Here is a 14,368-nt window from a genome sequence, read left to right as displayed (position 1 = left end):
TGCTCATGAAACAGTGGGAAGGAGTCGACGCACGCGGGCGATCAGCGCGCGATCGCTGCCGCGCGGACCGATGAGCGACAGCGCGAGCGGCCTGCCGGGTTCGTTCACGACAGGCACCGTGACTTGCGGCAAGCCCGCGAGCGCGGCGACCGCGTTCATCGTGAGCGCATCGCGATAGAAAGCGCCGATGCCGTCAGGCGATTCGTGCTTGTCGAGCAGCGCGCGTGGTGTCGTCGGAAGCACGATCAGTGCTTGGTTCACGATGCTTTCTACGCGAACGGCGAGTGTCGTGCGCATCGCGCGGCAGCGTTCGACTTCCGTATCGTCGAGCGACTTCATCCGCGCGAAACGCGTGGCGATGTCCGCGCCGAAGCGCGGCGCATGCGCATCGATCCACGCGCCGAGCGAGGCGCGAATGGCATCGTCCTGCAAGTGCTGATAGACGTGCAGCCAGCGCGTGCGATCGCCTCCGAAGATCTCGATCTCGTCATGCGTCGTCGACAGCTCACGCAGGCGTTGCGCATCGTCCGGCTCGTGGGCCGCACGCGTATCGAATGCTTCCTTGAAGAGCACGAACGATGCGGGCACGTCGAGCGCGGCGACGTCATCGAGCAATACGTCGGCCACGCGCGCGAGCATCTCGCCCGAACGCGCGAACAAGCCGACCGTATCGAAGCCGGGCGCGAAGGGCAGCACGCCGTCGAGCGCGGCGTCGTCGTGCGTCGGACGGATGCCCCACAGGCCGCAGAACGCGGCGGGCACGCGCACGGAGCCGCCGGTGTCCGTGCCGAGCGCGAAGTCGACGTCGCCATTCGCAACCGCCGATGCCGAGCCGCTCGACGATCCGCCCGGCAACGCGCGCGGCCAGCGCGGATTGAGCGGCGTGCCGTAATGCGCGTTCACGCCTTCGAGGCTATAGGCGAGCTCATCGGTGATGGTCTTGCCGTCCACGCTCGCGCCGGCGGCGAGCAGTTTAGCGACACAAGCCGCATGGCGTGCAGCGGGTTCGTGCGTGGCGAGCCAGTCGGGATTGCCGCCGCCCGTCGTGACGCCGGCCACGTCGATCAGATCCTTGACGGCAAAGCGCAGACCATCGAGCGGACCGCCCGAAGTCGCGGCGACTTGCACGCGCGTGCCGGGAACGAAGGCGCTCATCGGTCCGTTCCCCTCAACGCATCGGCGAACTGCAGCGAGTCCGCGACGAAGCCATAGCATTTCTTCACGTTCCAGACGCTCGCCTCGGTGCAGAACGCGGGCGATGACGTCGCGCAGCAGTCGGTCAGCATCACGCAGCCGTAGCCGAGGAAGTTGGCGTCGGTGAGCGTGTGCATCACGCATTGATCGGTGTTCACGCCCGCGAAGAAGAGCGTGCGCGCGCCGAGATTGCGCAGGATGCTGTCGAGCGGCGTGTCCCAGAAACCGCTGATGCGGTACTTGTCCACGCGAATGTCCTGCGGCTCGATCTTCAGTTCATCGACGACGGCTGCGGCCCACGAATCTTTCTCCAGCACGCGCGCGCCGTGTTCCGGCAACGGCTCGCCGAGGCCGATGCCCGTGCCCTTCGGCTTGTACAGATGAAGCTGGTTCGGCGGCATGTTGGCGAGATCCGGCCGGTTGCCCCAGTTCACCCAGATCACCGGCACGCCGCTCTCTCGCGCGATCGGCAGCAGGCGCTGCAGTGGTGCAATCGGCGCGCGGTCCGCACCGTAATCGCCCCCGATATGGTCCACCCACCCGCCTTTGGTGCAGAAGTCGTTCTGCATGTCGATGATGACGAGCGCCGATTTTTCGATGTCTAAGCGCACTTTCTGCGGCGCGGAATCGAGTATCGCGATGCGCGGCGCGGGCGCTTGCACGGCCATGTCGACGAGCGCATCGGTCGCATGCCAACGGGTCTGCGCGAAGGCGCCGAGCGGGCCGCCGGGCTTGGTCGGCTCTGGGTTTGAAGCGTGGTCCATCGGGTTCTCCGAAGCGTTGGATCAGTGAGGCGCGCGTGCATCGGAGACGCGGTGCAACCGCGTCGTCAGATGGCGTTCTGCGTGGCATCGAGGAAGCGGTTCTTCATCGCACTGAAGGCGCATTGGCATCGAAGTTGCAATGAGCGTTTCAGTCATGAATAACCTACTTACCGAAAGTCAACGCAAAAGGAGTGCCAGTGATGTTCAGCTTGCAGCAGGCTTCCCGCGAAAAATTGCGCCGTCGTCTAACGTCGCGCCTCGTCGTGTCGGCCGGTGTCGTCGCGCTCGCCGCGCCCGCGTTTTTTCTCTCCGATGCGCACGCCGCCGATGACGCGATGCGCGTCGGCGTGCTGATTCCCGGCTCGAAGACGGACAAGGGCTGGATGGAATCGGGCTACGACGGCGTGCTCGCCGCGCAGAAGGAGTTCGGACCGAAGCTCAAGACGCAGATCATCGAGAACATCAACTACGCGGACATGGAGCAGGCGCTCACCAATCTCGCGACGAAGAATCAGCTCGTGATCGGCATCGGCGGACAGACACAGGCGGCCGTGCTGAAGATCGCGAAGCGTTTTCCGAACGTGAAGTTCTCCGTCGTCGGCGGCAACAAGGGCGAGAACATGCCGCCGAACGTCGCGGGCTATGACGTGAAGCAGGCCGAGATCGCGTTCGTCGCGGGGGCGGCGGCCGCGATGCTGTCGAAGAACGGCGCGGTGAGTTATGTCGGCGGCATGGAGATTCCGTCGATCGTCAACGCGGGCAAGGAGTTCGGCAACGGCGCGCGTTACATCAATCCGAAGGTCAAGTACTTCGAGAGTTATACCGGCGACTTCGACAACGTCGCGAAGTCGCGCGAAGCAACGGCGGCGGCCATCGCGCAGGGCGCCGACGTGCACTATCACATCCTGAACCTCGGCTTGCGCGGGCTCGAACAGGCGGCGAAGGAAAAGAACACGCATATCATCGGCAGCTATACGGACCGCTGCGGAAGTGATCCGCTCTATATCGCATACAGCATCACGGGCGTGGGCTATCAGGCGCAATACGCGATCGAGCAACTGGAGAAGGGACAGTGGCAGCCCGGCTACAAGGCGTTCGGCCTCGCGATGGGACCGAAGGCGTCGGGCATGGTCGTCTGCAAGTCGACGCCCGCGATGGACGCGAAGCTCAAGCAGATCGAAGACGACATCCTGAGCGGCAAGATCAAGGTGTCGGAGGGATGAGCACGCTGCCTTCTCCTTCGTCCGATGCCGCGCCGATCCTCTCGCTCACGGACATCGGCAAGCGCTTCGGCACGTTCACCGCGCTCGAAGGCGTATCGCTCGATCTGATGGCCGGCGACGTGCATTGCCTGCTCGGCGAAAACGGCGCGGGCAAATCGACGCTATGCAATGTGATCTTCGGCGTGCATCAGCCGGATTCCGGCGCCATGCGCGTGAACGGCACGCCGTATCGTCCGCGCAATCCGCGCGAGGCGCTTGCGCACGGCATCGCGATGGTGCATCAGCATTTCAGTCTCGTCGACGATGCCAGCGTGCTCGACAATCTGCTGCTCGGACAAGCGCGTGGATGGCTTCATCGGCAGCGTGAAGCCGAACGCGTGCGCAATGTGCTCGCAAGCGTCGGACTTGAGCTGGCGCTCGAAGCGAAGGTCGCGGATCTTTCCGTCGGCGAGCGGCAGCGCGTGGAGATCGTGAAGTGCCTGATGCGCGAGCCGCGTCTTCTGCTGCTCGATGAACCGACCGCCGTGCTCCTGCCCGCCGAGATCGATGCGCTGCTCGGCACCTGCGAGCGCGTGGCCTCGCGCGGCTGCGCGGTGGTGCTCGTCACGCACAAGCTGAAGGAGATCAGCCGCATCGCCACGCATGCGACCGTGCTGCAATCGGGCCGCGTGGTGGCGCGCTCGGCCTCGCCCGCGACCGAGATCGACAGGCTCGTGCACGCGATGATCCATCGCGAAGGCGACGATACGCCCGACGATCTCGCCGGCCGCCTGTCGCTCGTGAATAGCGCCTCGCCATACTCGCGCCCGTTGCAGGACGAAGTGCTGCAGATCGACGGCCTCAGCGCGAACGATGCCGAAGGCGTCGCGCGGCTCAGAGACTGCACGCTCGTCGTGAATCGCGGCGAGATCGTCGGCATCGCGGGTGTGGAGGGCAATGGTCAGAGCGAACTCGGCGCGGTGCTCGCGGGCATGGCGAGCGCATCGGCGGGGCGCTTTTTCATCGCGGGGCGCGACATGACTCAGGCAAGCCCGCGCGAACTCACGCAAGCGGGCGTGGGCATCGTGCCGGAAGACCGGCATGCGGTCGGCTGCGTGACCGGCATGAGCCTCGCCGACAATCTGCTGCTCAATCATCTCGACCGCTACACGCGCGGCGGCTTTCTGAAGCGCCGTGCGATGCGCGCCGCCGCGCTCGAACTGATGCAGCGTTTCGACGTGCGCGCGAGCGGCCCCGATGCGCTCTTCGGCGGCCTGTCGGGCGGCAATCAGCAAAAGGCCGTGCTCGCGCGCGAACTCACGCTCGATCCGCTGATCTTTCTGCTCGCCGCGCAGCCGACTCGCGGTCTCGATGTCGGCGCGGTCGCCGCCGTGTATTCGCACATCCGCGCGGCGCGTGATCGCGGCGTGGGCGTGCTGCTTATTTCCTCCGAACTCGACGAGCTGATGAGCGTCGCCGATCGCATCGTCGTGCTGTATCGCGGCCGCATCATGGGCGCATGCACGCCCGATGCGAGCAATCGCGGACGTATCGGCGCGTGGATGGCGGGCTCGGGAGACACTGCATGAATCCGCATATGAAGCTGCAAACACCGCTCGCGTCCGCGCATCGCACGCAACGCCTGCGCGCGCGCTGGCCGCAATTGCGCGTGGCATGCGTGATAGGGGCGGCCGTCGCGTTCGCGATGCTCGCCGCGCTCGCCTTGATCGCGCTGATGCACGTTTCCATCGCCGAAGCGCTCGCCGCCTTCGCCGATGGCGCATGGGGCTCGCCTTACGCAATCGGCGCGTCGGTCAATCGCGCCCTTGCGTTCGCGCTCGTCGGCACGGGTTTCGTCGTCGCGAACCGCGCGAAGCTCACGAATGTCGGCGGAGAAGGGCAGCTCGCGATCGGCGGCATCGTCGCGACCGCGATGAGTCTCTACGGCGGTTGCGCGCATCTGCCCTTCGGTATGTCGTTCATCGTGCCGATGCTGTGCGCGGCCGCGGCGGGCGCGGTATGGGGCGGCGTGCCCGGCGTGCTGAAGGCGAAGGCCGGCACCAACGAAGTCATCAGCACGTTGCTGCTCTCGTTCATCGCGGTGTGGCTGCTTTATTGGTGCGTGCAAAGTGAAGCGCTGCTGCGCCAGCCGATGACGACCGGCGCCACCTTGCCCGAGTCGCTCGAAATCGCCGATCCGACCAAGCTGCCCGCGATCCTCGCCGCGAGCGGCATGAATCTGAACATCGGCTTGCCGGTGACGATCGTGCTCGCGGTTGCATCCGCGATCCTGCTCGCGCGCACGCGCTTCGGTCTCGCGCTGCGCGCCGCCGGGCTGAATGCCATGGCTGCGAAACGCGCTGGCTTGCCGATCACGTCGTCGCTGGTCGGCGCGCTCGCGCTCGCGGGCGCGTTCAGCGGACTCGCCGGCGCGCTGATGCTGCAAGGCGATCAATACTCGCTCAAGGCGGGCTTCTCGTCGGGCTATGGTTTCGATGGGCTCGTCGTCGGCCTGCTCGCGCGCGGGTCGATCACCGGCGTGTTCGCCGCGGCGCTGCTGTTCGGCTTTCTGCGCTCGGGCGGAATCAACATGGAGATGGTCGCACAGGTGCCGTCGGCGCTCGTGCTGATCGTGCAGGGCATCGTCACGATCGCGCTGGCGGGCGGCGCGTTGTGGCTCGATAAGGGAGAAGCACGGCGATGAATCTCGAACTTCTCGCGGTCTTCGCGGGCGCATCGATCCGCCTTTGCGCGCCGATGATGCTTGCCGCAACCGGCGAGCTCGTGAGCGAGCGCGCGGGCGTGCTCAACATGAGCGTCGAAGGCATGATGCTCACCGGCGCGTTTCTCGGCGCGACGTTTTCGTGGCTCACCGGCAATCCGACGATCGGCCTCTTGTGCGGCATGCTCGGCGTGATTCCGCTCGCGCTGCTGCAAGCGTTCCTGAGCGTGACCTTGCGCGCGAACCAGATCGTGACGGGCATCGGCATCAATATTCTCGCGCTCGGCGGCACGACGCTCGCTTATCGCGAGATCTTCGGCGAACGATCGAGCGCCGCGATTCCGGGACTCGCGCACTGGTCGCCGCCCGTGCTCGGCACATTGCCGCTGATCGGCGAACCGGTATTCGGGCAAGTGTGGCTGCTCTATGCGGGGCTCGCGGTGCTGCTCGCTACATCGGTCGTCATGCGCCGCACGGCGCTCGGCGTCGCGCTGCATGCAACGGGCGTCGCGCCGCGCGCGGTCGATCAGTCGGGGCTGCCCGTCGCGCGCATTCGCTACGGCGCGGTGCTGTTCTCGGGCGTGATGTCGGCGGCGGCGGGATGCTTCATTTCCATCGGCGATATTCATACGTTTACCGAAGGCATGACCAACGGCACGGGTTATCTCGCGATTGCGGCGATCATCTTCGGCAACTGGAAGATCGGCCGCACGGCGCTCGCATGTCTGCTGTTCGGCGCGGCCACCGCCATGCAGTTTCAGTTGCCGATGTTCGGCCTGCACGTGCCGACGGCGTTGCTCATCATGCTGCCGTACTTGCTCGCGCTGATCGCGGTAGCGGGCCTGATCGGCCGGCAGACCGCGCCGCCCGCGCTCACGCAGCCCTTCAAACGCTAGCGGCGGCGGTGCGACGGAGTACCATCGTGTTCGTCGCGCCGCGTTCAACTCATCGATCGAATTCATGCCACGTACCGCTGTTTCCGCGAAGAACAAGAAAGACGAACCCACGCGCCGCCAGCAGCTCGCCGCGAAAACGCGCGAGCGCATCTTCAGGATCGCGATCCGCGAGTTCGCGGACAAGGGCTTCAGCGGCGCGCGCGTCGAGACGATCGCGAGCCGCGCGAAGGTGAATATCCGCATGATCTATCACTACTTCGGCGGCAAGGAAGCGCTGTATGTCGAAGTGCTCGAACATGTGCTCGCGCGGCTGCGCGAAGCGGAACTCGCGGTGACGCTCGACGTGCGCACCGTCGATCCCGCGGCCGGCATTCTACAACTCTACGACTTCACCGAAGGCCATTTCTCGGCGCATCCGGAATTGCTGTGTCTGCTGTCATGGGAGAACCTGAATCGCGCGCGCTTTCTGAAGCGCTCGAAAGTGATCCAGGCGATGTCGTCGCCCGTGCTCGACAAGCTGCGCACGCTGATCCGGCGCGGCGAGACCGCAGGCACCTTGCGTCGCGGCATCGATCCGCTGCATTTGTACGTGACGCTCGTGAGCCTCGCCTATTTTCACAAGTCGAACGCGTACACGATCTCGCGGATGTTCGATACCGACATGCTCTCGCCCTCATGGCAGGCCGCGCACAAGACGCAGGCGCATGAACTGGTGCGCGCGTTTCTCGCCGGAGAGCGCGTGCTCGAACTGACGTAGGGCGCTTCAGTCGGCGAGCTTTCGACGCCTGGCAATCGATCTCACGATCAACAAGCCGCCGACCATCACCGCAAGCGACATCAGCGTGGTCATCGTGCCGAGCGCGTAGATGACGGGCGTCGTCACCGATGTCGTCAAGCCCTGCAATTCGAGCGGCAGCGTGTTCTGATCGCCGATCGCCTGCGACGTTCGCGCGATTTCATCCCACGACAGCGTGAAGCCGAACATGCCTACACCGATCACGGAAGGCCCGATGATCGGCAGCACCACATGCTTGAACGACTGCCACGGCGAAGCGCCGAGATCGCGCGCCGCTTCCTCGTACGCCGGATTGAAACGGTTGAAGACCGCGAACATCACGAGCAAGCCGAACGGCAGCGTCCACGTGAGATGCGCGCCGAGCGCCGAAGTGAAGAGACCCATCGACGTGGTCCAGCCATCCGCGAACGACTGGAAGCCCCATTCGTTCGCCAGATATTTGATGAGCGTGTCGAGCAGACGAAAGGTGAGGCCGATACCGAGCGACACGATGATCGACGGCATGATGAGGCTCGCCACGGAGACATAGAACACGGCCGTATCGCCGCGAAAGCGCCGCCTGAACGCAAGGCCCGCGCTTAGCGAGAACAGCACGGTCAAAACCGTCACCGTGAGCGCGAGCTTCACGGAGCGTCCGAACGCGGCCCAGATGTCGATATCGCCGACGCCGTCGCGCAAGACGGCGAACCAGTGCAGGGAGACGCCGCGCATCGGGAAGGTGAGACCGCCTTCCGGACCCTGGAATGACAAGATGAAGATCGTGATGACCGGTCCGTACAGGAACAGCACGAAGAGGGCGAAGACGAGCGCGAGCCAGTAGAAGCTCGCGGGCCGATGTTCGCGATGCGCGATTGCACCCGCCATGTCACAGCTCCTTTCTAATATCGACGACGCGCGTGAGCGCCCACACGATCATCAGCACGACGGCGAGCAGGATGATCGCGTTGGCCGCCGCGGCGGGAAACTGCAGATAGCCGGTCTGCACCTGAATGATCTTGCCGACCGACGCGATCTGCTGTCCGCCCATCACGCCCACGGTGAGGAAGTCGCCCATCACGATGGTCACGACGAAGATCGAGCCGATCACGATGCCCGTCTTCGATAGCGGCAACACCACGTCGCGAATCACTTGCCAGCCGCTCGCGCCGGCATCGCGCGCGGCTTCGAGCAAAGCACGATCGATGCGCATCATCGCGTTGAAGATCGGCACGATCATGAAGAACGTGTAGAGATGCACGAACGCGAGCACGACCGAGAAGTTCGAGTACAGCAGCCATTCGATCGGCCGGTCGACGAGATGCGCCGACATCAGCGCCTGATTCACGAGTCCGTTGCGCCCGAGAAGCGGAATCCACGAGATCATGCGGATCACGTTCGAGGTCCAGAACGGAATGGTGCAGACGAGGAACAGCACGGTCTGCATTGCGGTCGTGCGCACGTGAAAGGCGAGGAAATACGCGATCGTGAAGCCGAGCGCGAGCGTCACCGCCCACACGATCGCGCAGAACCTGAGCGTCGACCAGTACGTCTTGAAGGTCACGCAGACGTCCGTGAAGGAACCGCAGCCGTCGAAGATCGCCGCGTAGTTCTTCAGCGTGAAGGCCGGGATGATCTGATATTCGTTGAAGTCCCAGAAGCTCACGATCAGCGTGATCACGAGCGGCACGATGAAGAACAGCAGGAAGGTCAGCGTGAGCGGCGTCGCTTGCAGCCACGCACTCACGCGACGGTGACGCACCGGCGTTTGCTTCGCCGGCTGGAGATATTCGACCGAAGCCATCGTGAGCGGCGCTCCGTTATGCGGCGATGAACTCGTTCCATTTCTGGACCATGTAGATGTTCTCGTCCATCACCGCGTTCCAGCAGGCGATCGCGCCCATGCGCTGGTTGTACGATCCGCCGTCGCGCACGGTGCCGGCCTTTTCGAGCAACTGGCCGTCGGGCGCCTTGATGTCCTGCGCGGCGGGCTTGCCTTCCATCCAGTAGTCCCACTCGTAGGCCTGCATGTGTGACTTGGCCGTTTCGGTCACGCCGGGGTAATAGCCCTGACGCATCAGATACGCGCCTGCCCAGCCGTCCTGGAACCAGTTGACGAATTCATACGCGGCATCGAGCTTCTTGCCTTGCAGCGAGCGGGGAAAACCGAAGCCCGAGGCCCACGAGCGATAGCCTTCCTTGAGCGGCTGGAACTTGCACGCGATGCCCATCGTGCGGACCTTGGTGACGGCGGGCGACCACATCGACTGGATCACCACTTCACCCGAGGCCATCAGGTTCACGCTCTCGTTGAAGTCGCGCCAGAACGCGCGGAACTGTCCGGCGCGCTTCGCTTCGATCAGCACCTTGATGGTCTGATCGATCTCCGCCTTCGTCATGTTGCCCTTGTCGCCGTACTTGACGTGACCGGTCGCCTCGATCGCCATCGCCGCATCCATGATGCCGATGGCCGGAATGTTGAGCAGCGCCGCCTTGCCCTTGAACTGCGGATCGAGCAGGTCCGCCCATGTCGTCACAGGCCGTGAGATCAGATCGGGGCGGATGCCGAGCGTGTCCGCGTTATACGTCGTGGGGATGAGCGTCATCCATTCGGTCGGTGTCGTGCTGAACTCGGTCGAGCGCGCGCCCTTGAGGAACATCACCTTCTTCGGCGCCGTGCCCTGATCGCCGATCTTCTTGCCGTTCACCTCGCCTTGGGTCAAGACGGGCGTGATCTTGTCCGCGAGCTTGATGCGCTTCGCGTCCATGCCCGCGAGCGTGCCCGCCGGAATCAGCTTCTTGAGCGAGAAGTATTCGGTGTCGACGATATCGAACGAATTGGGCTGCGTGATGATGCGCTTGGTCACATCGTCGGTCGTGACGGGAATGTATTGAATCTCGATGCCCGTATCTTCCTTGAACTTCTTCGCGATCTCCGCGCTCTGGTTCACCGCGGTGCCGAGATAGCGCAGCGTGATCTTCTCCTGCGCGTGCACATACGGAAACCCGGCGATGCCCGCCGCCGCTACCGCGCCCTTGATGAACGTGCGGCGTGACATGCCTGCGTTCGTGGTGTCTGCTTCGCGTGCGTTGGCTTGTTCGTCGTTCATGGACTCTCCTCGAATTTAAAGTTGTGAATGCCTGATTTCACGCGGCGAGCGGATGCGCGTTCTGTTCGTCCCACCACACCGTCACGCGCGCGCCGGGGCCGGCGCGTTGCGCGTCGTAGTCGGCGTCGCTGATCATCGAGACGAGCTCGGGAGAGCCGTCGAGCGGATCGAGCGTCATGCGCAGATGCGTGCCTTGATATTCGGCTTCGCGCACCGTGCATGCGAGTCCGCCGATGCGCAGCAGGCCGCCTTCGCCCGCGCTCGTGCCGGGCGCGACGCCCTGCGGCGCGATGCGCAGATGATCCGCGCGCACCGTGAAGAGCCGCCCGTTCGAGCCGAGCACGTTATGACCCCCCAGAAAGCGCGCGACGAATTCCGTGCGCGGCCGGTTGAACACGTCGAAAGGCGTGCCGCTCTGCTCGATATGACCGTGACTCATCACGACGACGAGATCCGCGAGCGCCATCGCTTCCTCCTGCGAATGCGTGACATGCACGAAGGTGATGCCGAGTTCCTTCTGCCAGCGCTTGAGCTCGGCGCGCATCTGCACGCGCAGAAACGGATCGAGTGCGGAGAGAGGCTCGTCGAGCAAGAGGCAGCGTGGCTCGTTGAGCAGGGCGCGCGCAAGCGCCACGCGCTGCTGCTGCCCGCCGGACAGTTGCGCGGGCTTGCGATTCGCGTAGGCCGACATCGCGACGAGTTCCAGCAGTTCGCCCGCGCGCGTCCGTCGCGCTTCCTTCGCGACGCCGCGCACCTTGAGGCTGAACGCGACGTTGTCGAGCGCCGAGAGATGCGGGAAGAGCGCGTAGCTCTGAAACACCATCGCCGTGCCGCGCGCGACCGGCTGTTCGCGCGTGACGTTGCGCCCGCCGATCAGCACATCGCCTTCTGATACCCACTCGTGGCCCGCGATCATGCGCAAGGTCGACGTCTTGCCGCAACCGGAAGGCCCGAGCAGACAGCAGTACGCGCCGCCGGGAATGCGCAGGTCGATGGCGTCGACGGCGAGCGCATCGCCATAGCGCTTCGAAACATGCACGAGCTCGATATCGGCGGGGCTCGCTCGAACCACCGTGGATGCCGGTTGAACCATGAAGGCTTGTCCTGTTGAAGACGCTGATGGAATGCAGCGGGCAAGCCATTGCAAGACATATGCCATTGGTGTCCGGCGTCACGGTCGATACGGGCGACGACCAACGCTGCAACGTGCGCTGACAACAGGTGTCGACGAATTGGCGCGCATATTGCACACGATCGCGGACCTCGATCGTCGGCATCCGCGAATGCCTGACGTGTGCAATCGAGGTGCGGATCACGTCCGCCTTGGGGCATGACCTAACCAAACCGGTTCATCACATTCGACAATGAACGACTTCGCTCCGTTGAAGACGCATGGACGCTTCGACTATCGGCCGATACACGAAAGCGATGGTTATCGATGGCCGAACGGCGCGGGCCTCGCGGTCTATCTCGGCTTCAACCTCGAACACTTCGCGTTCGGCGCAGGGCTGGGCGCGGCGCTCGGGCCGCTGTCGCCGCATCCCGACGTGCTCAATTACAGTTGGCGCGAGTACGGCAATCGCGTGGGCGCGTGGCGCTGCATCGAACTGTTCGATGCGCTCGATCTGCCCGCGGGCACGCTCATCAATACGTCGCTCTACGATCACTGTCCCGCGCTCGTCGAAGCATGCGCCGCGCGTGGCGACGAACTCATCGCGCATGGTCACACGAACGCCCAGCGTCAAAGCGATCTCGACGAAGACGGCGAACGCGCGCTGCTCGCGCACTGCCGCGCGCGCATGCTCGAACGTTCCGGCGCAGCGCCTTCGGGATGGCTCTCGCCGTGGATCTCCGAATCGCATCGCACGCCGGATCTGCTCGCCGAAGCGGGTTTTCGCTACACGCTCAACTGGTGTCACGACGACCGGCCCGTGCGCATGAACACGCGCGGCGGCCCGCTCTGGTCGATTCCCTATCCGCAAGAGCTGAACGACCTGCCGATGATCATGGCGCGTCACATGGACATGCGCGACTTCGCGGACATGATCGTCGATCAGTTCGACGAGATGCTCGAACAGACGCTGCGCGCGCGCACGCCGCAGGCGCTCGTGATGGGCATCGCGCTGCATCCGTATATCGTCGGGCAGCCGTACCGGCTGCGGCATTTGCGGCGTGCGCTCGCGCATATCGCGGCGGCGCGCGAGGACATCTGGCTCGCGACGCCCGGTGCGATTGCGCGTCATGTCGAAGAAGCCGTGCCCATGCCGGCGCAGGCCGCATGAAGAGCGGGCACGAGAGCGCGGACGCTCGCATATATCGGTCGATCTTCGAAGGCGTGCTGAATCGCAGGCTTACGCCCGGCACGAAACTGCCCGAGCCGGAGCTATGCGCGCTGTTCGGCGTGGGCCGCGCGGTCGTGCGGCGCGCGCTGGAAAAGCTCGCGTACGACGGCATTGTCGTGCTGCGTCCGAACAAGGGCGCGGTGATCGCGCAGCCGACGCGCGAGGAGACGCGCGCGATCTTCGAGGCGCGGCGGTCGGTGGAGCGCGGGCTCGTCGAACTCGCGGCGGAGCGTGCGAGCCCCGCCGATATCGCCATATTGCGCGCACAGCTCGACGAAGAACACGAGGCGATGCATCGCTTCGACCAGCCATCGTGGGCGCGGCTTGCGAGCGCGTTTCATCTGCGTATCGCGGCGCTCTCGGGCAATGCGATCCTCGAACGCTATCTCGGCGAACTGATCTCGCGCTGCTCGCTGATCGTCGGCGCTTACGAGCCTGTCGGCAACGCGCCGTGCGAGCACGACGAGCACACCGCCATCCTCGATTGTCTCGAAGCGCGCGATGCCGCGGGCGCGATCGCGCATATGACGGCGCATCTGCAGAGCCTCGAGGCGCGCATCGAAACATCGCGCATGCCGGGCGCAAAGGGCCTCGCGCAACTGCTCGGCATCGATCCCGCGCAACGAACCGCAGTGGAGTGACATGGAAATCGATTTCGAAGCGATCACCGAGTACCAGCGTTACAAGCTGATGGCGAGTCTCATCGTGCCGCGGCCCATCGCGCTCGTCACCACGCTCGGCGTGGACGGCACCGTGAACGCCGCGCCGTTCTCGATGTTCAACATGCTGGGCGAAGAGCCGCCCATCGTCATGATCAGCATCAACCGGCTGGCGGACGGCACGTTGAAGGACACGGCGGTGAATGTTCCGCGCGAAAAGGAGTTCGTCGTGCATCTCGCCGATGAAGCCATCGCGCAGCAGATGCATCGCTGCGGCGAGCGCTTCGACGCGGATGTCTCCGAGCTCGACGAAGTCGGATTCACCGCGCTCGCCTCGACGCGCGTGAAGCCGCCGCGCATCGCCGAGGCGCCCGTGGCGTTCGAGTGCGCGTTGTGGGAGACGCTCGAAACGGCAAGCCGCCACATCTTCATCGGCCGCGTGCTGATGCTGCATGCGCGTGACGAGCTCATCGATATCGACACATGGCGCGTGCGCCTGGAGCATTACTTTCCGGTAGGGCGATTCGGAGCGAGCGATTACGTGACGACGCGAGACCGGTTTCGGATGTGATGGGGTGGGAGAGGCGGGGGGGGGGGGGGGCCCCCCCCCCCCCCCCCCCCCCCCACACCCCCCCCCCCCCCCCCCCCCCCCCCCCCCCCCCCCCACCACCCCCCCCCCCCCCCACACCCCAAAAACCAAAAACCCC

The 14,368-nt window shown here is 64.8% G+C and carries 14 protein-coding genes; 8 read left to right on the top strand and 6 right to left on the bottom strand.

Annotated features, from left to right (window positions below):
• Nucleotides 1-3: 3 nt before the first annotated feature.
• Together NCS28_RS21985 and NCS28_RS21980 are read right to left on the bottom strand one after the other, a co-directional pair.
• A complete protein-coding gene (locus tag NCS28_RS21985) occupies nt 4-1,155 on the bottom strand; it encodes an amidase (protein WP_250515892.1) in 1,152 nt (383 codons plus the stop codon).
• Nucleotides 1,152-1,958, bottom strand: coding sequence for a cysteine hydrolase family protein (locus NCS28_RS21980; RefSeq protein ID WP_250515891.1), 807 nt, complete (start codon nt 1,956-1,958; stop codon nt 1,152-1,154). Before NCS28_RS21980 ends, NCS28_RS21985 begins: the two co-directional genes overlap by 4 nt.
• A 197-nt stretch (nt 1,959-2,155) precedes the next feature.
• Between NCS28_RS21980 and NCS28_RS21975 the strand changes: the two genes are divergently transcribed.
• From NCS28_RS21975 to NCS28_RS21955, 5 genes are all read left to right on the top strand, one after another.
• Complete coding sequence (locus NCS28_RS21975; protein ID WP_250515890.1) at nt 2,156-3,181, top strand: BMP family protein; 1,026 nt, start codon at nt 2,156-2,158, stop codon at nt 3,179-3,181.
• The gene (locus tag NCS28_RS21970) at nt 3,178-4,749 is read left to right on the top strand and encodes an ABC transporter ATP-binding protein (protein ID WP_250515889.1); all 1,572 of its coding nucleotides are present in this window, start codon (nt 3,178-3,180) and stop codon (nt 4,747-4,749) included. The genes NCS28_RS21975 and NCS28_RS21970 overlap by 4 nt, the downstream gene beginning before the upstream one ends.
• Nucleotides 4,746-5,864, top strand: a complete 1,119-nt coding sequence (locus tag NCS28_RS21965) for an ABC transporter permease (RefSeq protein WP_250515888.1) — start codon at nt 4,746-4,748, stop codon at nt 5,862-5,864. The genes NCS28_RS21970 and NCS28_RS21965 overlap by 4 nt, the downstream gene beginning before the upstream one ends.
• On the top strand, nt 5,861-6,778 hold the full coding sequence (locus NCS28_RS21960; RefSeq protein WP_250515887.1) for an ABC transporter permease: 918 nt from the start codon (nt 5,861-5,863) through the stop codon (nt 6,776-6,778). Before NCS28_RS21965 ends, NCS28_RS21960 begins: the two co-directional genes overlap by 4 nt.
• Nucleotides 6,779-6,842: 64 nt before the next feature.
• A complete protein-coding gene (locus NCS28_RS21955; protein ID WP_250515886.1) occupies nt 6,843-7,535 on the top strand; it encodes a TetR family transcriptional regulator in 693 nt (230 codons plus the stop codon).
• Between the two features lie 6 nt (nt 7,536-7,541).
• On the opposite strand, the gene NCS28_RS21950 is transcribed toward NCS28_RS21955, so the two are convergent.
• Genes NCS28_RS21950 through NCS28_RS21935 form a run of 4 tightly spaced genes read right to left on the bottom strand, consistent with a single transcriptional unit; the run spans nt 7,542 to nt 11,753 of the window.
• Nucleotides 7,542-8,438 (bottom strand): ABC transporter permease, encoded by an 897-nt coding sequence (locus tag NCS28_RS21950; RefSeq protein ID WP_250515885.1) that lies wholly within the window; start codon nt 8,436-8,438, stop codon nt 7,542-7,544.
• A 1-nt stretch (nt 8,439) separates the two neighbouring features.
• The gene (locus tag NCS28_RS21945; RefSeq protein ID WP_250515884.1) at nt 8,440-9,354 is read right to left on the bottom strand and encodes an ABC transporter permease; all 915 of its coding nucleotides are present in this window, start codon (nt 9,352-9,354) and stop codon (nt 8,440-8,442) included.
• Between the two features lie 16 nt (nt 9,355-9,370).
• Nucleotides 9,371-10,660 carry an ABC transporter substrate-binding protein gene (locus NCS28_RS21940; RefSeq protein ID WP_250515883.1) on the bottom strand — a complete coding sequence of 430 codons (1,290 nt, stop codon included), beginning with the start codon at nt 10,658-10,660 and terminating at the stop codon, nt 9,371-9,373.
• A 37-nt stretch (nt 10,661-10,697) separates the two neighbouring features.
• The gene (locus tag NCS28_RS21935; RefSeq protein ID WP_250515882.1) at nt 10,698-11,753 is read right to left on the bottom strand and encodes an ABC transporter ATP-binding protein; all 1,056 of its coding nucleotides are present in this window, start codon (nt 11,751-11,753) and stop codon (nt 10,698-10,700) included.
• Between the two features lie 271 nt (nt 11,754-12,024).
• Between NCS28_RS21935 and NCS28_RS21930 the strand changes: the two genes are divergently transcribed.
• Genes NCS28_RS21930 through NCS28_RS21920 form a run of 3 tightly spaced genes read left to right on the top strand, consistent with a single transcriptional unit; the run spans nt 12,025 to nt 14,232 of the window.
• Complete coding sequence (locus NCS28_RS21930; RefSeq protein ID WP_250515881.1) at nt 12,025-12,942, top strand: polysaccharide deacetylase family protein; 918 nt, start codon at nt 12,025-12,027, stop codon at nt 12,940-12,942.
• Nucleotides 12,939-13,643 carry a GntR family transcriptional regulator gene (locus tag NCS28_RS21925; RefSeq protein ID WP_250515880.1) on the top strand — a complete coding sequence of 235 codons (705 nt, stop codon included), beginning with the start codon at nt 12,939-12,941 and terminating at the stop codon, nt 13,641-13,643. Before NCS28_RS21930 ends, NCS28_RS21925 begins: the two co-directional genes overlap by 4 nt.
• 1 nt (nt 13,644) lies before the next feature.
• A complete protein-coding gene (locus tag NCS28_RS21920) occupies nt 13,645-14,232 on the top strand; it encodes a flavin reductase family protein (RefSeq protein ID WP_250515879.1) in 588 nt (195 codons plus the stop codon).
• Nucleotides 14,233-14,368 lie beyond the last annotated feature (136 nt).

This window comes from Caballeronia sp. INDeC2, assembly GCF_023631325.1.
In the GTDB taxonomy this organism is placed as follows: Bacteria; Pseudomonadota; Gammaproteobacteria; order Burkholderiales; family Burkholderiaceae; genus Caballeronia.
Note: the sequence above shows the minus strand (reverse complement) of the source record. Positions and strands in the feature narration are given on the sequence as shown.